The organism is Methylophaga sp. UBA3603 (assembly GCF_002375335.1).
GTDB lineage: Bacteria > Pseudomonadota > Gammaproteobacteria > Nitrosococcales > Methylophagaceae > Methylophaga.
Window position 1 is genome coordinate 421733 of record NZ_DFMC01000009.1, and the last position, 23054, is coordinate 444786.

Genomic DNA, 23054 nt, shown 5'->3' on the forward strand with positions numbered 1-23054 from the left:
AGATAAACCATGGGCACTCAAATACGAGTGCCCTTGTTCTTAGATTAGATAGCGATAACGGAACAGACCCCGATTAATAAGAGCATCACAAAGGTAGGAGATTATTATCCCATATTTACACTGCATCCGGCTTTGTTGCTTAAATCGATGGAACTAAATCAAGAAGCTACGATCTGATCGGCTCCCCCCATCAATCGTCGTCATATATTTTGCTCATTAAAGTTAGCTGTTGTTACTGGTCAAAACAGCTAGTCAGAAACACTCACAATTCCTTCATCTATCTGGCCAATCGCTCTTACGGGGATCTTTAGCATGTTGGCTCTGTGAAATTTCTGGAGCTGACAATGAGAACCCCCTTGTTACCTTGGTGCATCCTATGGGTGACCATCCCAATCATTATTTTCTTTCTACTCATCTTGCCCGCCCATGCTAGTGATGGGCAATTCTATCAGCGTGGTCAGGAAGGCTGGTTTTGGTATCAGGTCATTCCTGAACCTGAACAGCCTGATGAGCTGATAGAGCCGGAAACTGGTGTCGTGGAGTCCAGTCAGAGCGAACTAAAGCCCTTCAGTGCCGCATGGTTCCGAGAGCATATGCAGTCGTTCATGGACAAGGCAATTGATGAGCCGACGAATGAGAACGTCAGGGCTTATCTGTATCTTCAGCGCGTCATGATGGATAAGGGCTCACAGTTTGCTGATGTTAGTCAGCAGGTGGTCATGGGCGATCCTGTTTTGGATGAAATCAGTCGCAGACCCTTGGCGACCTATGCTGCCAATCGGATGGATCGAGAAGCTGGCGCTCAACGTGATGTAGCTTTAGGTGAAGTAGCAAAACGGGCTGGCTTGTTCTTCTTCTATCGTTCGGATTGCCCTTATTGCCATGCTCAAGCGCCTATCATCGAATCCATGGCTTTGAACTACGGTTTCGAGGTGTTTGCTATTGCTGTCGATGGCATGCCTTTACCGGGTGGAGAGTTTCCCAATTACAAAGTCGATTCAGGACAAGCACAATCCTTGTCTGTTACGACTGTTCCTGCGGTTTTCTTAGTTGACCCGCCTAATGTCATCACTCCGATTGGCCAGGGCGCAATGAGCCTTGATGAGCTCAATAATCGAATCATTCTTGCAGCCCATCAAGCCGGTTGGATTGACGATCAAACTTACTATGCCACCAGACCTGTTCAGCCCGGCGTTTCACTCGCGATGTCAGCCCAAGAGCTTAACGAAAAAATATTACAGGACCCTGAGTTCCTTGTTCGCTATCTGCGTGCACAAGGAGGGTTATAACGATGAAAAAAGTATTCCAAGTATCGCTAATCGCCTGTGCGATTGGTTTTTCTTCTATGAGCCAAGCAAGCTTGCAACAGGAGATGAACCAGTTATTTGGTTCAATGACCAACACCACTGCGCCTGGTGTATTCGAGAGTCAGCGGCGTGGCGTTATATCTGGTGGAAGTGTTGTTGTTCGTAACAGGATCATGAACGAAAACCTCGTCTCTATGGTGCCTTCGTCATTCCAAGCTGGTTGTGGCGGCATTGATATGTTCGCTGGAAGTTTGTCATTTGTTAACGCGGATCAGTTTGTTCAATTACTTCGCTCTGTAGCGGCAAATGCCAAGGGATACGCATTCCAATTGGCGCTCAGTGCTATGTGTGAGAAATGCTCCCAGCACATGGAGACACTGCAAAAGAAAATCCAGCAGTTGAACGAGTATTTTGGCAATTCCTGTCAAATGGCTCAGGGAGTCGTGAACGATACCCTGGCTGCTTTTGGTAAAAAGGGGCAAACAGAAGCCAGCATGTTGAGCTCACTTAAAGGGGCTGGAGACGTTTTTACCAGTTGGAGTGAGTCCAATGGTAAGAACCCATATGAGAACGCTTCGAGTGTCGCGGCATCTGATGTGAACAAAACGATTAAAGGCAACTTGGTTTGGCGAGCACTGAAACGTCACTCGGCATCAAGCTGGTTTGCATCGGGGGATGATCGTTTTCTTGAAGCGGTTATGTCGGTGACTGGTTCGATCATCGTTGGTGATTTGGCTAATGCGGCTGATGGTCAAGGTAAAGCCCCAAAACTGACCAGACTGAATGGCAATAAAGTGACTATTGAGCATCTAATTCATGGCGGTAACGTCGCTATGTACCGATGTGACACAGTGACACAAGACGGCTGTCTGAATCCGTCAATCACTAACGTTACCCTAACCGGGTTATCAACCCAGGTAGAAAATTTACTTCTAGGTACAGGTTCTAGTAACGGCATTATTTTTAAATTTGCTCGAAATACAGGGGCTGCTAGCACCACCGAAAAGGCTTTTATGACCTCGGCTCCCGCGAGTATTGGCGGCATGATTCGAACACTTTCTGCATTAAATGAAGGGGCTGCTAGGTCGTTTGCTTCACGAGCGGCTCCATTTATTGCTGTTGAGATGGCCCGAGCATTGGTTGAAGACATGCTCAATGCAGCTAGAAGTACCTCCGGTGTGGAAGATCATGCCTATGCGAAGTTATTAACGGAAGACCTTGAACGTGCACGTCGCCAAATCAATGAGGAGTACGCCGCGTTGCAGCGAAGATACGGCTCAGAGCAAGAGTTGCTGGCACATTTTAACCAGGTGATTCAGACCATTCGCAAACAGCGTTATTACACCGTTAAATCTACGGCGCTGGGGGAATAGGTCATGTGGGAAATCTATTCCATCGGGGATTCGGCTTTTTTAGAGCAGGTCCTGAACGCTGTCGCGATGATCACTGGTACAGGCGATTTTACTTCAATGGTTCGCATTGGCTTGCTCATTGGGGTATTGATGGTCTCTGTCCAGGCCTTAATGCAAGGCGGTCGTGGGATTAACTTTCAACACGTTTTAGTCTCATGGCTAGTCTTTGCAACCATGTTTGGACCCAGTACCCGAGTGAGCATTGAGGATGCGTACACGGGACAAGTTCGAGTGGTTGATAATGTGCCCATCGGTGTTGCTGCCGCAGGCAGTACAATTTCGACTGTTGGCTTTCAAATCACGCGATTGTTTGAAACGGCGTTCTCAACTCCCGCCATGACGGAATACGGCTTTGCATCCAGTTTACAGTCACTGATTAAAGTGAGAAAACAGGTGATGGATCGCTCTGGTTTGGGTGATGCAAATCGTGTCGCCGGTTCGGACATCGAGCAATCGTGGTTTAACTACATCAAAGAGTGCACCTTGATTGGTATCGACATTGGACAAAAGAACCTCGATCAGGTGCTGAGTGACCCCAACCCGATGACTGCGATTAGGTTTGATTCGCGCATTTATGGCACGCGCATCATGCTCAGTGGTAGCAGTAGCGATCTGGACTGCACCGATGCCTATAGCCAGCTGAAACTCATGACAGAATCAACCTTCATTCCAAGGCTTAAACAGGTTCTGTCAGCCTCATTGGGGACTTCGTCTGCAACGGACACTGATGACGTTATCCGAAATGCACTGAATAACCTTGGTTTGGCTTCAGTAAACACCCAAGAGTACATGACCGCGTCGGTGCTTTTGCCTATTTATGAGCAAAGCGTGACGGGCAAGTATATGGATGATCAAGCTTTCACCGCAGCCGTCATGGTTAACCAAGCGATTGAGCAGCGCAATACACAATGGGCGGCGGAGCAGACCCTGTTCCAAAGTATCGTTCGTCCGATGATGACGTTTTTTGAGGGTTTCATTTACGCCATCACCCCATTGATGGCCTTTGTGATTGCCCTTGGCCAAATCGGGATGCGAATGGCCGGGAAGTACTTGTTAATCCTGCTTTGGATTCAACTTTGGATGCCTGTCATGGCCATCATTAACCTATATATCCATTTAACCGTTGCTGGGAAAATGTCGGCTCTTGATGCCTTTGCAGGTACAGAAGTGCCATCTTTTGCTGGGATGATGCAGATGGATTCAGTGCTGCAAACCTGGATAGCTACTGGCGGCATGTTGGCGTCGAGTGTTCCGGCGATTTCGCTCATGCTCGTGTATGGCTCAGCAATAACCGCTACCCACTTGGCTGGACGTCTTCAAAACGGTGATGCCATTGATGAAAAGATGGCAAGTCCAGATGTCGCGAAAAATGCCCCGGTGATGCAATCACAGTCAATGTTCCAAAATTCAGCCCTCACAGGTTCTGCTATGACCGGCGCGTCAAACCTACTAAGCAGTTTCTCTGTCGGAAATGCGGTGGGTTCAATGGTCGGTTCTGCAAAAGAATCCATGACTCAGGCAACTCAAGCCTTTAGCCGTCAAGTTGGCAATACCATGAGTCGAACTTTTGGTGAAAAGCTAAGTTACGACAACCTTTCTTCGGTTGGACGTCAGATCGGTTCTTCTAATTCCGCATCTAGCGCCGTTGTTAATCAGGTTACTGATGACCTGCAAACTCGGTATGGTTTTGGAGACGATAAAAAAGATGCTGTACGTGGCTTGGTATCGGGCGTGTTATCGGGAGGCCTTAGGGTCGGTGGAGATGGAACCATTACAAATACCGGTGATAAAGAAGTAGCAGATAAAGGGTTCTTGGGAAGATTACTTGGTACAGGGGGGAATGACTCCCCACAAGGCAACCTACCAGGAGTGGATAAGCCTGAATCATCAAGAGTGCCAAAGATATCACGGTTACGAGCAGGCTTGGATTTAGGTGGAAACTTTAGTGGCCAAGTTGAGTCGTCAGAAGGCAGTTCTCGATCTACGACCGCAAATACGCTCACTGGGGAGATGCAAAGCTTGGCATCGAGTGATTCACGACGTGCTGAGTTTCGCGATGCCATGGTTAAGGACCTTTCAGATTCAAGACGTTCTGGCGTTGAAATGTCGTTGTCTAACCAAGACTATCAGTCACTTCAGAGTTCAGCACAAGACGTTATCACGGCATCAAACCGCTTTAGTGAGCTTGATCAGGCCAGCTACAGTCTATCAGGACAAAGGAACACGGATGGTGCAACGTTAACTCGATTAGCAGCGGATAATCCTGATGTCATGGATTATTTAGGTCGCTATATGAACCAGCATGTTGAAGCAGGTAACCGATTACGTGAAAACCTTCCAATGTATCAGCGCTTGCTACCTGATGATAATCAGGCGTATGTGGCCGCAGCTATGGAGTCTTTAACCTATAGCAACTCATCGACGCCCGCTGAACGCGACAATGATTATCAAGCAGCAATGACTGTTATGGCCATGGCTACCGGAGCCGATTTACGATCAATTCAACCGCGCTCTAATGAAGGCTTGTCATCAGCTGCACCTACTTTTGGTGGCACTCAAAGCCAAGTGGAATCGGGTGTATTGGGCGGCTACGAGGATGCTGCAACTGTTCAAACTCAGTTCAACGCAGCTCAATCAGCTTACCAAACTAATTTGTCTGGTGTTGATGGACAACTAAATGCGCATCAACAACAAGCCCAACAGGCCGTAGTTTCTGACACAAGTACCTATCAATCTGGACTAAACAGTGAAGCTGGGTCTCAGTGGCGAGCACGCATTATGGCTGATGATAGCGGAGTTTCTGGTGCTGAAATGTTCTTCAACAGCGCCAGTGCTATTGGTGATTTCAGTGGCAAGCATACTGATGCAGCACTGCATACCTTGAATCACTTTGGCGAAGACTATGAGAGTTACAAAGAACAAGCGCTTGAAGATCCTGGCTCACGAGGTTTCTTGCACAATGCAACGGTGGCCAGTAAATCAACCTGGGATGGCTTAAAAGCAGCCGTTGACGCCGGAACCTCTTTGGAAAATCCATTGACGGCGTTTAATGATGCATTCAGTGGATCGAGTTCGCAGTATGCCTCCGAAGTAAACTGGGGTACTAAGTCTGAAGCCATGTTGGCTGGGGCATTCGGTGCGGCAGTTAACAATCGATATGGTGAGTTCTTAGAACAGTATGCCGATGATTTTAAACAGGAAGCATACAGCGAAGGGCAGAGAATGGGATTGACCCCGATTCAAAGTCAAGTGTTCGCTCAAGCTTTCAATGAAGGTTTGGCGGGGCGCGTTTTCAACTCTGAAGATTCATCGAGTTGGTCGCCTGAAATGCTTGGTCTAAGGGAGCAAATGCTAAATGAGTATCGTCAAAAAGATGAGAGCGGTGCTTACATCCCCGACAGTGTGTCCGAAGAAGATAAAGCATTTGTGGATAAGCAGATTGCAGTGATCTCAAATGCATCCCTTGCGGGAGATTATGCTCAGAACAACTTGATCGATATTAGGGCCTATAACCAGGCTTCAGGAAGGAACTAAAAACAGAAGGTAGCCAGCTTGTGATGGGCTGGCTATTTTTTTGGCCTTTTGGGGAGGATAGATGAGCGACCGTCTGCAAATTCGTTTACCCAGTACCAATATTTTTTTTCGCTCAGGCTTAGTTCTCGCCCGGTATCTTTCAGTTGTCTTTGAAATAAATGGATTAGTCCGCTTAAGCCTAAGAAAGCTAAACCGACACATAAAATTGCCCAACTCGCTTGCCAATATGCGATTGCTAAAAACATAGTGGTGATGGTTATAAGGCCGATAGGACTAGCAGTTGCTTTGAATCCCAAGTAGCTGAAAAAAACGACGGTGCAGAACAGAAATGGCAAAGCCGCTAACTTGGCAGATGCCGTTAATATTTCTGATGGAAAGAAATGAGCCGCAGCCAAAGTCGCCAGAAAAAGCCCCAGTGATATAAACCAGCAGCGTGCTGGTAAAGATTTAAGTAAGTTTGTCATCTTCTTCGTACTCTCAAAGTGCACGGGCGGTGCACAATCAAATCATGCATCAGCATGTTAGTTCTCAAAAAGTGCTCTAGTGGTTTGCTCGGCCATAATCTCACACACAGGGCATTTAAGCTGAATGCGCTGTTGTGATACCGTCAAATACAGACTGCCGCATCGACACCGGTGTAAGGATGCAAGCTGTGATCTTAAATCACGAGCTAGAACCCAACCTTCATTGATGGTCAGTTTTTTCCAGGGGATCTCAGCTGGAAGATCTGCTTCTTCTCTTGCAACCAAATACGCATCGTAAGCCTTCATCAAAGCATCGATATTTAATTGCTTGTAGACATTATCACCACCAATATTGACATAAAGCGCCATCAGCAGAGAGCCTTCAACTAATGCTCTTCTGCTTTTAACGATGGCATCAGATTCTGGCAATTGACCAGGACAAGGTGACTTGCCAGTCACTTCTTTGTGAAGCCTTCTGATAATGTGGATTGGCAAACCTGTATCGAGCGCGATAATGGTTGTTCGAAATCCGTATTTAATAAGCAGCGAGGCTCGGGTAAACAGCTCACTTTTGGACAGGTTATCAATCATGCATCCCCCTTGTTGTTTAAGGTTGATAATAAATAAGCGATTCTTGGGATACCTGTGCCTTTGCTCTTCACCATCTCAATCAGTTGGCTTTGGTTACCCCTTGGTTGAAACAGCATGAATGATGAGGTCGCTACTCGTTGCAGGTCGTCAACACCAGCATTAATCAGAGCATCCACCACGTCGCGTGTAAGTCCAAAGCGCAAGACCGCTTCTTGCGGATCAATGCGCGCCAATTCCCGTGCTGCGTGTAGGTACGCCAAATTTAATTGATAGAAGTCTTGTTGATTGGTTGTCATTGACGGACCTCCAGTTCATGTAAAATATTGCGATAGATAGAAAGCACTCTTTGCCCATACCAGCGTGCACGCTCTTCGTTCCAACTGTGATAGCGGCCTATGCCAAGCTCTAAATCATTTGGTGAAGACTTGATTGCTTCGGCCAAAATACTTGAGCCGACCGTAAGGTTGGTGATGGGGTCTAGCAGTTCCGCTGCTGAGCTCACCCGATGCCCATGCCAATGCAAATTGATTTGCATAAGGCCAATATCGAGCTGATATTTTTCACTCTCTTGCAGTGCCTGGTTTAACAGTTGCTCTGCTTCTGTCTTAGATTTGGCGTAGGTTGCGTTTGAACCATTGCGAATTGCGTATGGCCATGGACTGGTCATGTTGAGACCTCGATGTGAAGCCGACTCAGCCAAGGCAACGGCGTAGAGCATGACTGGATCAATACCAACGCGTTGTGCTGCTTTTTCCCACTGATAGCCCGGAAAAGCATAGACTGAAGTGCTTGCGGACATGGCTATCGCTAGGGCAATGGTTTTTGCTTTAATCGTTTTCATTTTTGTCCTCTAATTGATTTCCGAGAAGCGCCTGAATGGCTTTCGGGCTTATTCTTTTTAAAGGCACTGCGCTAAAGTCAGCGATGCCTCTCGTGTAAACTTGTGCCGCTTTTGACCAGTCGCCCACGGCAACCGGCGCTTGCATATCAAATCCTTTTTGCTGGTTCTGATGGTCTGCAATACCCTGTAATAGCCTTGGGTATTCACCCACTTCGTCCCGCAGCAAGTAAGCCTGGTAGCGTGCTAAAAACTCTTTTTGCTTAAAGGGGTATTCCCTGTCGTCAACCTTGCAGAGTTCAACCCACCCCCCCATGTCTGAAATAACGCGGTGAATAAGCGCATCGTCAAACATCACGGATGTCCAAGCGCCAACCTGACGAATAGCCTTGTCGACTTTGTTCCAAGCAACCATGGCTCTTGAGCCAGAGTTGCCATCAATATGCTTGATGACGTCAGCGGGCTTTGGAAAAAATTGCCCTGTATCCGGTGATTGAATATGCCGAGTCAGACCGATTCGCACTTCTTCAATGCTATAAGCACGAAGGGCTTCAAATGCGATGGATAGCAATTGTGGTGATACGCTTTTGCCATACATGGCCCAAGCTGCTCCCCAAACTTCAGCAAACTCGCGTTTATCAACCTCCTGCACTTGAACGAACCTCCCGAATACCTGGTCCGGCCCAGCTTTCAGCAATGCGGCGATTGCTTTCTTCAATGTTCAATTGGTGATTGCTGCCCTTTAGGCTCGTCGATGATTGCTGTACTTCATCAATGCGAACGTACTCGTCTTCCCATTGCCGGTTTAAAAGCCAGTTATGTGGCATAGGGGTCTTAGTCCGATCTTGATACTGCAATCGGTTGTCTCGTTGCTCTTTCCAGCGTGTTAGCACTTCCAAGGCGAGTTCATGGTCTTCATTGAGGCCCATGCGTAGCCATTCTTCTTTGGCTTTCGCTTTTTTTTCTTTGCGTATTTGTACATCCCAGAAGTCTTCAAACTGTATGTGGTCAACAGTTTTAACTGTTGGTTTATTGCTTCTCTCAGAGTCATCCGACCGTTGAGAGTCCCTTACCGGGTTGCCATCTGGCATAAACAATGATGAAAATTCTTCTGGTAGCCGAGCTTGAAAAGCGGCAAGAGATTTCAAAAGCGATGCCATACCAATGAAGTCGGCAGGTACATCTTTAAGCAACCGAAAGGCTGCCTTACCTTGGTTTGGGTTTTCGATTGGGTTGTGCTTCAGAAAGCTCCGAATCAAAGTCCAACCGGATTCCTCGCAACGAATGAGGAACTGATCTTGTTCTAACTCATTTAGAGCCTTGGCAACCTGTTGCTCATCCCAGTTCAAGTCAGAAGCAACGTAACCAATCGGCAATCGAAAGCAGCCAAGCAAATTACAATGTGGGCATGTAAGCAAATACAGCCCTAGCAACTTCGCTGAGTCACTCCAGGACAAAACGTTTTGCTTTAGCCAAAAGCGGGTATAGACCTTGCCATAATCACGCATGGAGGAACTCGCTTTTGTGTTTACGTAAAATGCTGACCATTATTTGCCCTTAATCCTACTGGTTACTGGCTTTCAGCTCGCTTGGGCATTCGGGATAGATGTCCGGTCTTAACTGGGATCGGGTTACCTGTCCTTGCGTAGCTTGTTCGATGGGTAAAACGAATTCAGCGGGAACACGCCCTGATTTATTCAACCAAAACCAGACGTTTTGCTGTTTTGAGTTGATGGCTCGTGCTAATGCTGATTGCCCGCCGACCAAATCAATGGCACGGCGGAGATGTTTTTGTGTCGTGTTGAACACTTCCATACCGTCTCCTGTTACAATAATAACTGTTACAAGATTGAATGTTACAGTTTAAACTGTAGATTAGTCAACAGTTAAAATTGTTGAAAGACTACAGTTTTATTTGTAGAATACGGGCTTATGAAAACTTTATCCGAACGACTAAACCATGCCTTGCAGCTTACTGGGGTGACTCAGTCTGAGTTGGCTCGTCGCATTGGTATCAAACAGCAGTCGATCAGCCAGATTTGCTCTGGTAAATCGGCTAGGTCTCGTTACACCATGCAGATCGCGGAGGCGCTTCGCGTGAATGCTCATTGGCTCGCCACAGGTGATGGCGAGATTGGCTTGGGGGTCGGTAATGTAGAAGTCGGGCCTGATATTAAGGGAAGAATTCCTCTCATTAACTGGGTTCAGGCCGGTGATTGGACTGAAATAGCGGAGGGATTTGCCCATGAAGATGCTGAGGAGTGGCGTGAAGTCACTGGGAAAGCACATGAGGGTTGTTTCGCACTTCGCGTAAAAGGCGACAGTATGGAAAATCCAAGCGGAAAAAAATCCATACCTGAGGGGGCAGTGATCGTTGTTGATCCTGAATTACCTTACTCTTCAGGTTCATTGGTTGTTGCGCGTTTGGATGATTCGAAAGAAGCAACCTTTAAGCAGTTAGTTATTGATGGTGAACAGAAGTACCTAAAACCTTTGAACCCGCAATACCCTGCAATACCGATCAACGGCAACTGCACCATCATCGGTGTAGTACGACAAGCTATCATCGATTTCTGGTAGCGAAGGAATTTGTGGTTTAGCCACAGTTGTTCATGAGCTGAAGAAGCAACGATTGCAAACAGCTACAACTGAGCATTGGCGCACGCTGAGAGTAAATGGTAACCGATTAGATAACCATTGATTGTTTATAAAGTCAAGATCAGCGAAAATAGCGGCCAATTACGATTAACACGACGGATTTGACAAGTGAAGAACTGAAAAGAGAGTACTTCCAAAAGTGTGTACAAATCCGTGTACAAACTAAAAGAATTTATACATGGCAAACCAAGATTTTCTTAATGAAATCAATAAGCGAAGGACCTTTGCTATCATTTCGCATCCTGATGCCGGTAAAACCACCCTGACTGAAAAACTGTTGTTATTTGGGGGGGCTATTCAAATGGCTGGTAGCGTGAAATCACGCAAAACCGATAAGCATGCCACCTCGGACTGGATGGAAATGGAGAAGGAGCGGGGTATCTCAGTGACCTCTTCAGTGATGCAATTCCCCTATAAAGACCGCATTGTAAATCTGTTGGACACACCAGGCCATGCTGATTTTTCTGAGGATACCTATCGCACGCTGACAGCAGTAGATTCTGCATTGATGGTCATTGACAGTGCCAAAGGTGTCGAAGAACGTACCATTAAATTAATGGAAGTCTGCCGTCTACGCGATACGCCAATACTAACCTTTATCAACAAGTTGGATCGGGAAGGCCGTGATCCTTTGGATCTGCTTAGCGAAGTTGAAAATATTCTGAATATCCGCTGTGCACCAATTACCTGGCCAATTGGTATGGGAAAAGGCTTTAAGGGGATTTTTCATCTTTATAATGACAATATTCGCTTGTTCGAAGCGCATGGCAAAGATGCCGATGCAGGTGAAGTGATTCAAGGGTTGGATAACCCGCGTCTGGATGAACTATTTGGCTCAATGGCTGAGGAGTTACGGGAAGAAATTGAACTGGTTCGCGGTGCCAGCGACCAATTTAATCTTGATGACTTTTTGTCTGGACAAATGACGCCGGTGTTTTTTGGTTCAGCAATGAATAACTTTGGTGTCACCGAATTGATGGATGCCTATGTTGAATATGCGCCAGCACCACAACCAAGGGAAACAAAAACCCGTGACGTAGCAGCCGATGAAGATATCTTCAGCGGCTTTGTATTTAAGATCCAGGCCAATATGGATCCTAAGCATCGGGATCGCATTGCCTTTATGCGTGTCTGTAGCGGTCATTACACCAAAGGCATGAAACTCCGGCAGACGCGCATTGGCAAAGATGTGACTATCGCCAATGCAGTGACCTTTATGGCTGCTGAGCGGGAGCAGGCTGAAGAAGCATGGCCGGGTGATATTCTCGGGTTACATAATCATGGCACCATCCAGATTGGCGATACCTTTACCCAGGGTGAAGATCTGCAATTCACCGGCATTCCTTACTTTGCTCCAGAATTATTCCGGCGCGTTCGTTTAAAAGATCCATTAAAAAACAAAGCCTTGTTAAAAGGATTACAACAACTCAGTGAAGAGGGCGCCACCCAGTTATTTCGTCCATTGGATAACAATGACCTGATTCTCGGCGCGGTTGGTGTATTGCAATTTGATGTTGTCGTACACCGATTGAAAGGTGAGTATGGTGTTGAATGCGCATATGAACCGGTTCAGGTGCATACCGCACGCTGGGTGTATTGCGATGATGTGAAAAAGCTGGAGGAATTCAAGCGTAAAGCGTCGATGAACCTGGCCCTGGACGGAGCGGACAACCTAACCTATATTGCCCCGACACGGGTCAATCTGGATCTGACAATCGAACGCTGGCCGGAAATTGAATTCCGTTCTACCCGCGAACATCTCTGATTTAGTCGGCACGACAGTTTGCCTATGTAATGTCTGTCATTATATGATAATGATTCTCATTACTTTATACGGTCAAGTTTTCCATGTCGGCTTCAGAGATAATCGATCAGCACTATATTGGCGAATTATATAAAGATCATCACTCTTGGCTGCTGAGTTGGCTACGCAGAAAACTGGACTCTCCTGAATTTGCGGCGGATATTTCTCATGATGTGTTTGTTAAATTACTGACTCGTGAAGAAAACAAACAGATCCATGAGCCGCGGGCCTTTCTCACAACTATCGCTCGCCGCAGTCTTGCCAATCATTGGCGTCACCAGCAAATTGAACAGGCTTACCTCGACGCTTTGCGGGCGTATCCAGAACCATTGCATCCTTCAGAAGAGGAGCGGGCTGTGATTATCGAAACGATAGTAGAGATAAATGCGCGTTTGGATGGATTGCCTGCCATAGTCAAACGGGCTTTTTTGTATTCCCAGCTTGATGGTATGCGTTACCAGCAGATTGCCGAGAAACTCAATATTTCCATTTCCACCGTTAAGCGTTATCTGACTCAGGCTGCCGCACAGTGTTATTTCGCTATTAATCTTCAATAAACTATGGCGGCACTGAAGATTAACGAAGATATTGCTGTACAAGCGGTGGAATGGTATTTCTCGCTCAAAGAAAGCCCACAGGATGCCGAGCTCCAACGAAGCTGGAAAGCATGGATCGATAGTGACCAAACGCATTATCAAGCGTGGTTGAAAATCGAACAATTCAATCAGGAATTGGGCTCATTGGCTAACCCAATTTCCAAAACGCTTACCCATAAAAGTGTGACGCTTGAGAACAAAAATCGTCGCCAATTGCTTCGATCCATCCTCGCCATCGCTTTTGTCGGTGCTGGTGGTGGGATCGCTTTACAACGTCATCAGTTATTTCCAGTTATGGCGGCTGACTACCGCACTGGTAAGGGCGAAACCAGGCAAATTACTCTCAACGACGGTACGCGAATTGAGCTCAATGCAGAGAGTGCTATTAACGTCAGTTTCTCCATAAATGAACGTAGCCTTTATTTGTTAACCGGCGATGTATTGATAGAAACAGCTAGGGGTGAGGCCGCCAGGCCGTTGGTCGTTTATGCTGCATGGGCGCGTTTTCAACCACTTGGTACCCGGTTTTATATTCGCAGCCGTGAGCAAGACGGATTATTGGCTGTCTATGAGGGAGCCGTCAATTTATGGCAAACAGATCAATTGCACTTTTCACCGTTACGCATAGAGTCAGGACAGAAACTGGTATTTGACCAGAATGGCTTAAGTGAATTGATGGTTGCGGAAAGTAGTGATCTGGCCTGGCAGCAAAATATACTGGTTGTTGATGCGATGTTTCTGAGTGACTTTGTAAAAGAGCTTGGTTATCACCACCATGGCTGGATTCATTGTGATAACTCGGTGAGCCAAATGCGGGTTTCGGGTACCTATCCGCTGGATGATATTGATCGTGTCCTTCGAGCGTTAACTACCTCACTGCCGATTGAACTGGTTTACCGAACCCGCTACTGGATAACATTGAAGGCAAAATCAAAAAATTAATTTTTTGTGGTCCGTTTTTATTTCTCACGTGACAGTACAGATAGAGACTTGAATTGTTACTGGAGAACGAGAAATAAAATGTTAAAAACTACCCTTCAAACACCGACGCTATTGAGCGCCGTGACCCTCGCAATACTCTTTAGTGGTGGCTTATTGTTCACCACAACCAATACAGTGCAAGCGGCTGAAATGTCGACCAAAGGTCTTCATGATCAAGTTAAGTTTGATATCAGCGCAGGCTCACTGTCTTCTGTTTTAAATCAATTTGGCCAGCAAGCCGATATTTTATTGACCTACTCACCAGAACTGACTCAGGGACTGCAAAGTCAAGGACTCCGCGGGGAATATTCAGTAGAAGCAGGCTTAACACAGTTATTAAAATCCACCTCACTTACTGTTCAAAAACAAGCGGATAAGAGTTTCTTGATCACTGATACAGGTTCGACAAGTGCCTTATTGCCAGTGGTTACCGTAACGGGACAGCAGACAGTCATTTCGCCTTATGCACCATTAGCGGGATATGCAGCTGTCCGAAGTACCTCAGCCACCAAAGGCAGTGCCGATTTATTGGATACACCACAATCCGTTTCTGTTATTACCCAGCAGCAACTGCAGCTTCGTGGGGCATTAAATGTTCAGGATGCATTACGTTACACGCCGAGCTTGAGTGTTCCTTACGGCTATGACACACGTTATGACTGGTTCAGTCTCCGCGGTTTTGATGCCAAATCACAAGTTTACCGAGATGGTTTATTGCAACCGACCAGTCTTTACGGTTTGCCACGGGCTGATAATTACACACTGGAACGGATCGAAGTGCTCCGTGGCCCTAGTTCAGTGCTTTATGGGCAGGCGCAGCCGGGTGGTCTGGTGAATCTGGTCACTAAACGGCCGACCGAAGAAACACGACGTGAATTGCGAGTATCTGCGGGATCGGATGATTTTGCTGAATTAAGTGGTGATTTCAGCGGCGCGATTGATGAAGACGGCCAATTTTTATATCGCCTGATAGTCTTGGGCAATGAGGCCAACACAGAAGTCGATCAAAATGAAACCAGGCGTAAATTGATCGCACCATCAATTACCTGGAATATAAGTGATGACACACAACTTACGCTGTTAGCATTGCAACAAAAAGATGATCAGATCTACAGTTTTAATCAACATCTCTCGCCTTATATTCTTGAAGCTTTCAACGCTATTGGGACAACTTACGATATTGATAACGGCTTTTTTATTGGTGATGATGATTTCAACAAGTTCGAGCGTGATTATCAATCAGTGGGTTACGAGTTCTCCCATGTCATCAACGATAGTTGGGCATTTCGCCAAAACCTTCGCTATGACAAGGTGGATCTCAACTATCGCTATCTGTCACTACGCGGTGGTAATCCTCTTACCGCTGACTTACAGCGCAACGCAGCAATAGAGAATGAAAAACTGGATGCGCTTGCCATTGATAATCGTCTTGAAACGGTTTTTGACACAGGTGCTCTGGCTCACCAAATGATGATTGGTTTGGATTGGCGCTATAGCAATGCCGATGAACAGCGCTACAGAAGTAATGCCCCGTCTATTAACTACCTGAGTCCTGACTATGATCAGGAGATCGCCTATCCGGCCTTGCTAAAAGATCGAGAGGTTTACAGTCGTCAGACTGGTGCCTATCTTCAGGATCAGATTGCCTATAACAAATGGCGTCTGATGGTGGGTGGGCGTTATGACTGGGTGAAAACGGATATTGATGTCAATTTTGACAGGGAAAATTCTGCTTCTGATGTTAGTCAGTCAGAAAAACAGTTTTCCGGTCGATTGGGTCTTGTCTACAAGTTTGATAATGGTATTGCGCCTTATATCAGTTATAGCGAAGCATTTAATGTTGTCAACGATACCGATGTTAACGGTAATTTGTTCGATCCCGAGCTCTCTGATCAATATGAGATTGGGGTTAAATTTCAACCTGAAGGCAGCGACAGCTTTATCAGTTTGGCTTTGTTTGAACTGACCAAAGAGAATTATGTGTTAAGTGAATATAACTCTGCCGGTGTAGCCACTCGCCGCCAAGTCGGTGAAGTTAAATCCAAAGGGGTAGAAATTGAAGCTGCAATGGCTTTATCAGATAGTTTCAGATTATCGGCAGCCTATAGTTATATTAATGCTCGTATCACCAAATCACCTAATGCCTGGGAAGAAGACAGTCGAACGCCAATGCAACCTGACGAGACTGCCAGTGTCTGGCTGGACTATACCCAACAAACCGGGATGTTTAAAAACTTGGGATTAGGTTTGGGGCTGCATTATGTGGGTCAAAGCAGCTACTCGACGTTAAATAACAACACGATTGCTTTTGTAACCGGTGAGACCGTCGCAGAGCTGGACAGTGAAAGTTATACCGTTATGGATGCCAGCCTGCGTTATCAGATTCAAAATATTGGACTGGCATTACACGTCACAAATTTATTCGATAAAGAATACGATACGTCATGCACTGAACAACTATGTTATTTCGGTGAAGGGCGCCGTGTGATGCTAACGGGCAGTTACAACTGGTAATGGACATATGAGGCTACATAGCTTCGGCTTGTAGCCTCTGATTTATATTGAAACTTTATTGACAGTCTTGCTAATTGGCGCCACTCTCAAGCAGAATGAATTTTCCATTCGTTACCGGAGAGAGAGATGAAAGTCAGACTCATTACCAAAAACAAAGGTAAGCCGGTTATCGGCCTGACACCAACCGATTCGCTGGACAAAGCCGTTCATTTGATGATGGAACATCGTATTGGTTCATTAGTGGTGACGGATAACGGTGCGTTAGTGGGAATTTTGTCAGAGCGTGATTTGCTGAATGTGTTGCACAAGAAGCACGCCATGTGGGAGCCGAAAACTGCCGCTGATGCCATGACACCCAATCCCTATACTTGTGATCCGGATAATACGCTTGAAGAAGTGATGAATATGATGGTCGAGCATAATATCCGTCATTTACCGGTAGTTTACAAAGGCAATCTTGAAGGCATGTTATCCATAACCGATATTGTGGAAGAGCTGCTGAAAAAAGCGAAGTTTGAAAATAAACTGTTAAAAAATTATATCCAGAACTGGCCGGACGCCGAGCATGAAGATTAGAGCCTGTTTATCTTTCCATCGTCATCTCTGTTGAGACTAAAATAGCGCCAATCTTCAGCCTATGATTCGGGTAGCTTCGCCATTCTTTCAACTTGCAGCTGGTTATCGTCAGCAAATTCGATGAGAAACTCGAACAACATGACATCTTCTTCTTCAAGCTGCGCATCAATTACTACACATTTTGTGCCTTCCAATGAGGCGAGTTTTACCCGTGGGTGAAAGATAATTCTTCTACCAGGACCATAACTGGCCACCGCACCACACAGTCGTTCAGCCCAGTCACTGGGGCGAAATTTACCGCCGTCTTTGGTGATGCCTTTAATGATCACTTTTTCCGTTGCAGTCATTGAATGTGGTGCTCTTAAATTAACAAAGGGGACAATGATTGGGCATTTTACTGTGTAACATCAGGCAAAGGCCAAACAAACTCTTTTCAGTGATTTAGGTCAGCGCGAAAAACCCGTATAATCGAGCGCTTTATTATTTGACGACAACGAGACGTTTTGTGGCCGACTACAAACAGACTTTAAATCTTCCTGCGACTGACTTTCCAATGAAAGCCGGCTTGCCCAATCGTGAGCCAGTAATGTTAAAGCGTTGGCAGGAGCAAGAACTTTATCAGCAGTTGCGACAAAAAAATCAAAATAAACCCAAATTCATTCTGCATGATGGACCTCCATATGCCAATGGTGAAATCCATATCGGCCATGCCGTTAATAAAATCCTCAAGGATATTATTCTTAAATCCAAAACCCTTAGTGGTTTTGATACTCCCTATGTTCCCGGCTGGGATTGCCATGGTCTGCCTATTGAATTAAATGTCGAGAAAAAAGTTGGTAAGCCCGGTGTAAAAGTCAGTCCGGCAGAGTTCCGTCAGGCCTGTCGTGACTATGCGGCTAAACAGGTTGATGGGCAACGTGAAGATTTCAAACGACTGGGTGTACTGGCCGATTGGGATAATCCTTATCTGACCATGGATTTTCAGTTTGAGGCTGACATTATCCGCACATTGGGTGAAATCATTGAAAACGGTCATTTACACAAGGGTGTGAAACCGGTTCACTGGTGTGTGGATTGTGGTTCAGCTTTGGCTGAAGCCGAAGTCGAATATGAGGATAAAACGTCACCGGCCATTGATGTCCGTTTTCCTTTGGTCGATGTGGCTGCATTTGATAAAGCCTGTCCGAACAATGGCTCTGGCGCTGTCAGCATTGCTATCTGGACTACCACACCATGGACACTGCCTGCCAATCAGGCTGTTTGTTTACATCCTGAGTTAGATTATGTTGTGGTGCAATGTGATAACGAGCGTTTGGTGCTCGCTGAAGCGTTGTATGAAAAAGCGCTGGAACGTTATCAATTAACCGGTGAAGTGATTGCCCGGGTTAAAGGCGCAACGCTTGAAGGTTTACAGTTGCAACACCCGTTTTATGATCGCAAGGTGCCAGTTATTCTGGGTGACCATGTCACGACTGATGCCGGTACCGGTGCGGTACATACTGCTCCCGGTCACGGTCAGGATGATTATATTGTTGGTCTGAAATATAAGCTGGAAGTAGATAATCCAGTGGGGGGCAATGGTGTGTTTTTGCCTGATACCCCAGTGTTTGCCGGTGAGTCGGTATTTAAGGCCAATCCACAGGTTATTGAATTATTAAAAGAAAAATCGGCTTTGCTGTGCCATATCGATATCCGTCACAGCTATCCACATTGCTGGCGGCATAAAACGCCGATTATTTTTCGTGCCACACCTCAATGGTTTGTCAGCATGAATCAGAATGGTTTGCGCGATCAGGCCATGCAGGCGATTGCTACCACTAAATGGATGCCGGACTGGGGCCAGAAACGTATTGAAAATATGGTGTCAGGTCGTCCGGATTGGTGTATCTCCCGCCAACGTACCTGGGGTGTGCCTATTCCATTATTTGTTCATCAGCAGAGTGGGGAATTACATCCCGATTCACAGGCTTTAATCGAAAAAGTTGCTTTGGCTGTTGAACAGGAGGGTATCGATGCCTGGTTTGATATGGATGCCAGCGATTTGATTGGTGCAGACGCAGAAAATTATTTCAAAGTCACCGATACGCTGGATGTCTGGTTTGATTCCGGAGTCTCACATGCCTGCGTGTTAACCCGGCGTGATGATTTACAACGCCCTGCAGATTTGTATCTTGAAGGCAGTGATCAACACCGTGGCTGGTTCCAATCATCATTACTGACATCAGTTGCTACTACTGGTAAAGCACCTTACAAAGCGGTGCTGACCCACGGGTTTACCGTGGATGCCGAAGGCAAGAAAATGTCCAAATCCAAGGGAAATACGGTTTCACCGCAAAAAGTAGTCAATAATCTTGGTGCCGATATTATCCGTCTCTGGGTAGCGGCGACGGATTACAGTGCTGAAATGACGGTATCGGATGAAATTCTGAAACGCACCGCGGACTCATATCGCCGTATTCGTAATACTGCACGGTATTTATTATCGAATCTGAATGATTTTGATCCTGCCGCCAATCTGGTCGCCACGGAGAAGTTATTACCACTGGATCGCTGGGTAATGGATCGTGCCTATCATCTGCAGCTGGAAATCCTGGCGGCTTATGAAAGCTATCAGTTCCATCTGATTTATCAGAAAGTACATAACTTCTGTGCCAATGAGCTGGGCAGTGCCTATCTGGATATCACCAAAGATCGGCAGTATACGATGCCAGCTGACAGCCTTGGACGCCGTTCATCGCAAACAGCTATGTATCATATCCTCGAAGCGTTAAGCCGCTGGATTGCACCGATACTGAGTTTCACTGCGGATGAGCTTTGGGAGTTTATTCCGGGTCAACGTAATGCTTCGGTGTTATTGAATGACTGGTATCAATCTCTGGAACCTTTATCGCAAGATAGTGTTTTGTCGGTGGCTGATTGGCAACAGTTGTTTTCTGTACGTGAAGCCGTAGCAAAAGAATTGGAAAACAAACGAAATCACGGCGAAGTAAAAGGCGGTTTAACTGCTGACGTTAATCTGTATGCAGAAGATAAGTTGCTGGAAATATTGAATAAAGTTGGCGATGAGTTGAAGTTCGTATTGATTACATCGTCAGCCAGGCGTTTTGCAATGGCAGATAAACCGGGAACGGCTATTAATACCGGTTTGACGGGCCTGGCAGTCAATATTCAAGCTTCTGCAAATTCTCGCTGCGAACGTTGCTGGCACCAAACTGACGATGTGGGCAGTCACGCTGACCACCCTGAATTATGTGGTCGCTGTGTTGAAAACGTAGATGGCGATGGCGAAACCCGCCGTTTTGCCTGAGGCCAATATTATGATGAAGTGGTTATGGATTAGCGCCCTGGTTATTGTGCTGGATCAGCTGACCAAAGTTGTTATGGCAAACTGGCTGGAGCTTTATCAAACCGTCGCCGTGATGCCGTATTTCAATTTCACTTTGGCACACAATAGTGGAGCGGCATTCAGTTTTCTGGCGGGGGCCGGTGGCTGGCAACGCTTTTTCTTTATTGGTCTGGCGATCTCCGTTTCAATAGTGTTAATGATTTGGTTATCACGTTTGAAAGCGCAGGCAAAAGTCGAAGCGATAGCAATTGCATTGATTATTGGCGGTGCTATCGGCAATGTTATTGATCGATTCATCCATGGCTATGTTATTGATTTTATAGATATCTATGTTGGAAGTTATCACTGGCCAGCCTTTAATATAGCCGATGCGGCTATTTGTATTGGCGCCGTATTGTTGATTGTGGATAGTTTCAAAAAACCAGCGGAGCAAAAATGAATCTGTGTGATTTAGCGGTAGAAAGCATTGCCGGTTTGCAGCCTTATGTACCGGGAAAACCCATTGAGGAATTACAACGTCAATATGGCGTAAGAGATGTCATCAAACTCGCCTCAAATGAGAGTCCGATTGGTCCATCACAAGCTGCACAAGCTGCAATTGCGTTGGCAACTCGCGATTTAACCCGTTATCCGGATGGTAATGGCTATGCATTAAAACTGGCTTTATCTGAAAAGTTTCAGATTGATGCCAACCAGATTACCTTAGGGAATGGTTCTAACGATGTGCTGGAGCTTATTGCTCGCTGTTTTGCTTCACCTGCGGATGAAGTCATATTCTCCCAACACGCGTTTGCAGTATATCCATTGGTGACGCAGGCAATAGGTGCCACATTGGTGGAAGTGCCCGCCAAACAGTATGGACATGATTTAACAGCCATGCAGCGGGCCATCACTGAAAAAACCAAGCTGATTTTTATTGCCAATCCTAACAATCCCACCGGAACGCATATTCCGGCAACGGAAGTTCATACTTTTCTGCAGTCAGTTGCTGATAACGTGATAGTCGTATTGGATGAAGCCTATATTGAATATGGCGATGAAGAGGTAAACAGCATTGATTGGCTCAAACAGTTTCCTAACTTAATCATTTGCCGTACCTTTTCCAAGGCTTATGGTCTGGCGGGATTACGGGTGGGTTTTGCGCTATCAAGTCCAGAGATTGCTGATTTATTAAATCGTCTGCGCCAGCCATTTAATGTCAATCATCTGGCGATGAGTGCTGCGATTGCCGCGTTGGGCGATGAAGATTATCTGCAATGTGCTAAACAGGTGAATACCGAAGGGATGCAGCAATACATCGATGGCTTTGATGCGATGGGATTGAATTATATTCCCTCAAAAGCCAATTTTATCTGTGTTGATGTAAACACCAATGCTGCTGATATTTATGAAAAGCTGCTGCAACAGGGCGTTATTGTCAGACCGGTTGCAGGCTATGGTCTGCCAAACCATTTACGCATAAGCATCGGCCTGGAGCATGAAAACCAGCGTTGTCTTGAAGCATTGGCAAACAGTTTGTCAGAGGCCAAATGATTAAGCATCTGGCTATCATCGGCGTTGGACTGATTGGCGGTTCACTGGCTTTGGCATTAAAAAAAGCCGGATTGGTTGAACAGGTGACAGGTTTCTCTCGCTCTCAGGCCGCGCGTGAAGAAGCTTTGGCGTTAGGTATTATCGATAAAGCAGCAGCGTCGCTGGCGGAGGCCGTAGCAGATGCCGATATGGTATTTGTGGCAGTACCAATGGGGGCGATGCAGGCAGTATTTGAACAAATAGCACCGCATCTTAAACCGCAGACGATTGTGACTGATGGTGGCAGTGCCAAACAACAGGTTATTGATGCGGCTCGCCAGGCATTGGGGATTAAGTTTGATCACTTTGTGCCAGGCCATCCGATTGCCGGTACTGAGAAAAGTGGCCCATCAGCTGCGTTTGCTGAGCTTTATCAACAGCATCGGGTCGTTTTAACCCCAGTGGCAGAAACCAATAAATCAGCTCTGGAACAAGTGCGTCAAATGTGGCAACAGGCCGGTGCAGATGTATTTGAAATGGAGGTTGAGCATCATGATGTGGTGCTGGCTGCTACCAGTCATTTACCGCATGTTTTGGCGTTTAATCTGGTCGGAATGTTAGCCCAGCGTGAAGATTGCGATGAAGTATTGCGATATGCCGCTGGTGGCTTTCGAGATTTTTCCCGGATCGCGTCAAGTGATGCAGTGATGTGGCGGGATATCTGCCTCGGCAACCGTAGTGCGATTCTAGAATTATTACAACAATATCGTAGTGGTCTGGATAAGATTGAACAGGCGATTCGGCAAGATGATGGCGATTATCTTATTGATATATTCGGGCGAGCAAAACGGGCCAGAGATACACGTTTCGCCGATCCAGATCTGAAAGATAACAGCGAAGTGTAAAGTGGGAGTGAACAGT

The 23054-nt window shown here is 46.3% G+C and carries 21 protein-coding genes; 13 read left to right on the forward strand and 8 right to left on the reverse strand.

Features of this window, described 5'->3' with window-relative positions:
- The first annotated feature begins 344 nt into the window (after window positions 1-344).
- The 3 genes from B4F66_RS09305 to B4F66_RS09315 are packed head-to-tail and all read left to right on the forward strand — an operon-like array spanning window position 345 to window position 6253.
- Entirely contained in the window at window positions 345-1289 is a 945-nt protein-coding gene (locus B4F66_RS09305) for a thioredoxin family protein (protein ID WP_292355294.1), read from the forward strand.
- A 2-nt stretch (window positions 1290-1291) separates the two neighbouring features.
- Window positions 1292-2680: a conjugal transfer protein TraH gene (locus B4F66_RS09310; RefSeq protein ID WP_292355295.1), complete on the forward strand. Its 1389-nt coding sequence runs from the start codon at window positions 1292-1294 to the stop codon at window positions 2678-2680.
- Window positions 2681-2683: 3 nt separating this feature from the next.
- Window positions 2684-6253, forward strand: a complete 3570-nt coding sequence (locus B4F66_RS09315; RefSeq protein WP_108945890.1) for a conjugal transfer protein TraG N-terminal domain-containing protein — start codon at window positions 2684-2686, stop codon at window positions 6251-6253.
- Window positions 6254-6285: 32 nt separating this feature from the next.
- On the opposite strand, the gene eexR is transcribed toward B4F66_RS09315, so the two are convergent.
- From eexR to B4F66_RS09350, 7 genes are read right to left on the reverse strand one after another with little or no spacing between them, the layout of a single operon-like run.
- Window positions 6286-6717 carry an entry exclusion protein EexR gene (gene eexR / locus B4F66_RS09320; protein ID WP_108945891.1) on the reverse strand — a complete coding sequence of 144 codons (432 nt, stop codon included), beginning with the start codon at window positions 6715-6717 and terminating at the stop codon, window positions 6286-6288.
- Window positions 6718-6774: 57 nt separating this feature from the next.
- On the reverse strand, window positions 6775-7308 hold the full coding sequence (locus tag B4F66_RS09325) for a FlhC family transcriptional regulator (RefSeq protein WP_000566753.1): 534 nt from the start codon (window positions 7306-7308) through the stop codon (window positions 6775-6777).
- Complete coding sequence (locus tag B4F66_RS09330; RefSeq protein ID WP_000210563.1) at window positions 7305-7604, reverse strand: flagellar transcriptional regulator FlhD; 300 nt, start codon at window positions 7602-7604, stop codon at window positions 7305-7307. Before B4F66_RS09330 ends, B4F66_RS09325 begins: the two co-directional genes overlap by 4 nt.
- On the reverse strand, window positions 7601-8149 hold the full coding sequence (locus B4F66_RS09335) for a lytic transglycosylase domain-containing protein (protein WP_108945892.1): 549 nt from the start codon (window positions 8147-8149) through the stop codon (window positions 7601-7603). Before B4F66_RS09335 ends, B4F66_RS09330 begins: the two co-directional genes overlap by 4 nt.
- Window positions 8136-8798 carry a DUF6475 domain-containing protein gene (locus B4F66_RS09340; protein WP_288388998.1) on the reverse strand — a complete coding sequence of 221 codons (663 nt, stop codon included), beginning with the start codon at window positions 8796-8798 and terminating at the stop codon, window positions 8136-8138. Before B4F66_RS09340 ends, B4F66_RS09335 begins: the two co-directional genes overlap by 14 nt.
- Entirely contained in the window at window positions 8785-9654 is an 870-nt protein-coding gene (locus B4F66_RS09345; RefSeq protein WP_053980136.1) for a hypothetical protein, read from the reverse strand. Before B4F66_RS09345 ends, B4F66_RS09340 begins: the two co-directional genes overlap by 14 nt.
- 55 nt (window positions 9655-9709) lie before the next feature.
- Window positions 9710-9961 (reverse strand): helix-turn-helix domain-containing protein, encoded by a 252-nt coding sequence (locus B4F66_RS09350; protein WP_000451746.1) that lies wholly within the window; start codon window positions 9959-9961, stop codon window positions 9710-9712.
- 117 nt (window positions 9962-10078) lie between these two features.
- On the opposite strand from B4F66_RS09350, the gene B4F66_RS09355 reads away from it, so the two are divergent.
- The 6 genes from B4F66_RS09355 (at window position 10079) to B4F66_RS09380 (ending at window position 17275) form a co-directional block, all read left to right on the forward strand.
- The gene (locus B4F66_RS09355) at window positions 10079-10726 is read left to right on the forward strand and encodes a LexA family protein (protein WP_000854920.1); all 648 of its coding nucleotides are present in this window, start codon (window positions 10079-10081) and stop codon (window positions 10724-10726) included.
- Between the two features lie 256 nt (window positions 10727-10982).
- Window positions 10983-12569 (forward strand): peptide chain release factor 3, encoded by a 1587-nt coding sequence (locus B4F66_RS09360; protein WP_292355409.1) that lies wholly within the window; start codon window positions 10983-10985, stop codon window positions 12567-12569.
- 83 nt (window positions 12570-12652) lie between these two features.
- The gene (locus B4F66_RS09365; RefSeq protein WP_292355411.1) at window positions 12653-13165 is read left to right on the forward strand and encodes a sigma-70 family RNA polymerase sigma factor; all 513 of its coding nucleotides are present in this window, start codon (window positions 12653-12655) and stop codon (window positions 13163-13165) included.
- A gap of 3 nt (window positions 13166-13168) precedes the next feature.
- A complete protein-coding gene (locus tag B4F66_RS09370) occupies window positions 13169-14146 on the forward strand; it encodes a FecR domain-containing protein (protein WP_292355413.1) in 978 nt (325 codons plus the stop codon).
- Window positions 14147-14224: 78 nt separating this feature from the next.
- Window positions 14225-16699: a TonB-dependent siderophore receptor gene (locus B4F66_RS09375; protein ID WP_292355415.1), complete on the forward strand. Its 2475-nt coding sequence runs from the start codon at window positions 14225-14227 to the stop codon at window positions 16697-16699.
- Between the two features lie 126 nt (window positions 16700-16825).
- On the forward strand, window positions 16826-17275 hold the full coding sequence (locus B4F66_RS09380) for a CBS domain-containing protein (protein ID WP_292355418.1): 450 nt from the start codon (window positions 16826-16828) through the stop codon (window positions 17273-17275).
- 59 nt (window positions 17276-17334) lie between these two features.
- Here the strand turns inward: B4F66_RS09380 and B4F66_RS09385 are convergent, their stop codons facing one another.
- Window positions 17335-17622: a DUF3579 domain-containing protein gene (locus B4F66_RS09385; RefSeq protein WP_292355419.1), complete on the reverse strand. Its 288-nt coding sequence runs from the start codon at window positions 17620-17622 to the stop codon at window positions 17335-17337.
- A 158-nt stretch (window positions 17623-17780) separates the two neighbouring features.
- Between B4F66_RS09385 and ileS the strand changes: the two genes are divergently transcribed.
- Genes ileS through B4F66_RS09405 form a run of 4 tightly spaced genes read left to right on the forward strand, consistent with a single transcriptional unit; the run spans window position 17781 to window position 23038 of the window.
- Window positions 17781-20582, forward strand: a complete 2802-nt coding sequence (gene ileS, locus B4F66_RS09390) for an isoleucine--tRNA ligase (protein ID WP_292355421.1) — start codon at window positions 17781-17783, stop codon at window positions 20580-20582.
- Window positions 20583-20592: 10 nt separating this feature from the next.
- Window positions 20593-21060 carry a signal peptidase II gene (lspA, locus tag B4F66_RS09395; RefSeq protein WP_292355711.1) on the forward strand — a complete coding sequence of 156 codons (468 nt, stop codon included), beginning with the start codon at window positions 20593-20595 and terminating at the stop codon, window positions 21058-21060.
- A complete protein-coding gene (gene hisC / locus B4F66_RS09400) occupies window positions 21057-22154 on the forward strand; it encodes a histidinol-phosphate transaminase (RefSeq protein ID WP_292355423.1) in 1098 nt (365 codons plus the stop codon). The genes lspA and hisC overlap by 4 nt, the downstream gene beginning before the upstream one ends.
- Window positions 22151-23038, forward strand: a complete 888-nt coding sequence (locus B4F66_RS09405) for a prephenate dehydrogenase (RefSeq protein ID WP_292355425.1) — start codon at window positions 22151-22153, stop codon at window positions 23036-23038. Before hisC ends, B4F66_RS09405 begins: the two co-directional genes overlap by 4 nt.
- Window positions 23039-23054 lie beyond the last annotated feature (16 nt).

What these genes read in the sequence shown, in the direction of transcription:
- B4F66_RS09385 (WP_292355419.1), bottom strand. Translation starts at nt 17,622, where the DNA reads ATGACTGCAACGGAAAAAGTGATCATTAAAGGCATCACCAAAGACGGC.
- eexR (WP_108945891.1), bottom strand. Translation starts at nt 6,717, where the DNA reads ATGACAAACTTACTTAAATCTTTACCAGCACGCTGCTGGTTTATATCA.
- B4F66_RS09315 (WP_108945890.1), top strand. Translation starts at nt 2,684, where the DNA reads ATGTGGGAAATCTATTCCATCGGGGATTCGGCTTTTTTAGAGCAGGTC.
- B4F66_RS09355 (WP_000854920.1), top strand. Translation starts at nt 10,079, where the DNA reads ATGAAAACTTTATCCGAACGACTAAACCATGCCTTGCAGCTTACTGGG.
- B4F66_RS09310 (WP_292355295.1), top strand. Translation starts at nt 1,292, where the DNA reads ATGAAAAAAGTATTCCAAGTATCGCTAATCGCCTGTGCGATTGGTTTT.
- B4F66_RS09365 (WP_292355411.1), top strand. Translation starts at nt 12,653, where the DNA reads ATGTCGGCTTCAGAGATAATCGATCAGCACTATATTGGCGAATTATAT.
- B4F66_RS09405 (WP_292355425.1), top strand. Translation starts at nt 22,151, where the DNA reads ATGATTAAGCATCTGGCTATCATCGGCGTTGGACTGATTGGCGGTTCA.
- B4F66_RS09375 (WP_292355415.1), top strand. Translation starts at nt 14,225, where the DNA reads ATGTTAAAAACTACCCTTCAAACACCGACGCTATTGAGCGCCGTGACC.
- B4F66_RS09325 (WP_000566753.1), bottom strand. Translation starts at nt 7,308, where the DNA reads ATGATTGATAACCTGTCCAAAAGTGAGCTGTTTACCCGAGCCTCGCTG.
- B4F66_RS09370 (WP_292355413.1), top strand. Translation starts at nt 13,169, where the DNA reads ATGGCGGCACTGAAGATTAACGAAGATATTGCTGTACAAGCGGTGGAA.
- B4F66_RS09360 (WP_292355409.1), top strand. Translation starts at nt 10,983, where the DNA reads ATGGCAAACCAAGATTTTCTTAATGAAATCAATAAGCGAAGGACCTTT.
- B4F66_RS09330 (WP_000210563.1), bottom strand. Translation starts at nt 7,604, where the DNA reads ATGACAACCAATCAACAAGACTTCTATCAATTAAATTTGGCGTACCTA.
- lspA (WP_292355711.1), top strand. Translation starts at nt 20,593, where the DNA reads ATGATGAAGTGGTTATGGATTAGCGCCCTGGTTATTGTGCTGGATCAG.
- B4F66_RS09335 (WP_108945892.1), bottom strand. Translation starts at nt 8,149, where the DNA reads ATGAAAACGATTAAAGCAAAAACCATTGCCCTAGCGATAGCCATGTCC.
- B4F66_RS09350 (WP_000451746.1), bottom strand. Translation starts at nt 9,961, where the DNA reads ATGGAAGTGTTCAACACGACACAAAAACATCTCCGCCGTGCCATTGAT.
- hisC (WP_292355423.1), top strand. Translation starts at nt 21,057, where the DNA reads ATGAATCTGTGTGATTTAGCGGTAGAAAGCATTGCCGGTTTGCAGCCT.
- B4F66_RS09305 (WP_292355294.1), top strand. Translation starts at nt 345, where the DNA reads ATGAGAACCCCCTTGTTACCTTGGTGCATCCTATGGGTGACCATCCCA.
- B4F66_RS09380 (WP_292355418.1), top strand. Translation starts at nt 16,826, where the DNA reads ATGAAAGTCAGACTCATTACCAAAAACAAAGGTAAGCCGGTTATCGGC.
- B4F66_RS09345 (WP_053980136.1), bottom strand. Translation starts at nt 9,654, where the DNA reads ATGCGTGATTATGGCAAGGTCTATACCCGCTTTTGGCTAAAGCAAAAC.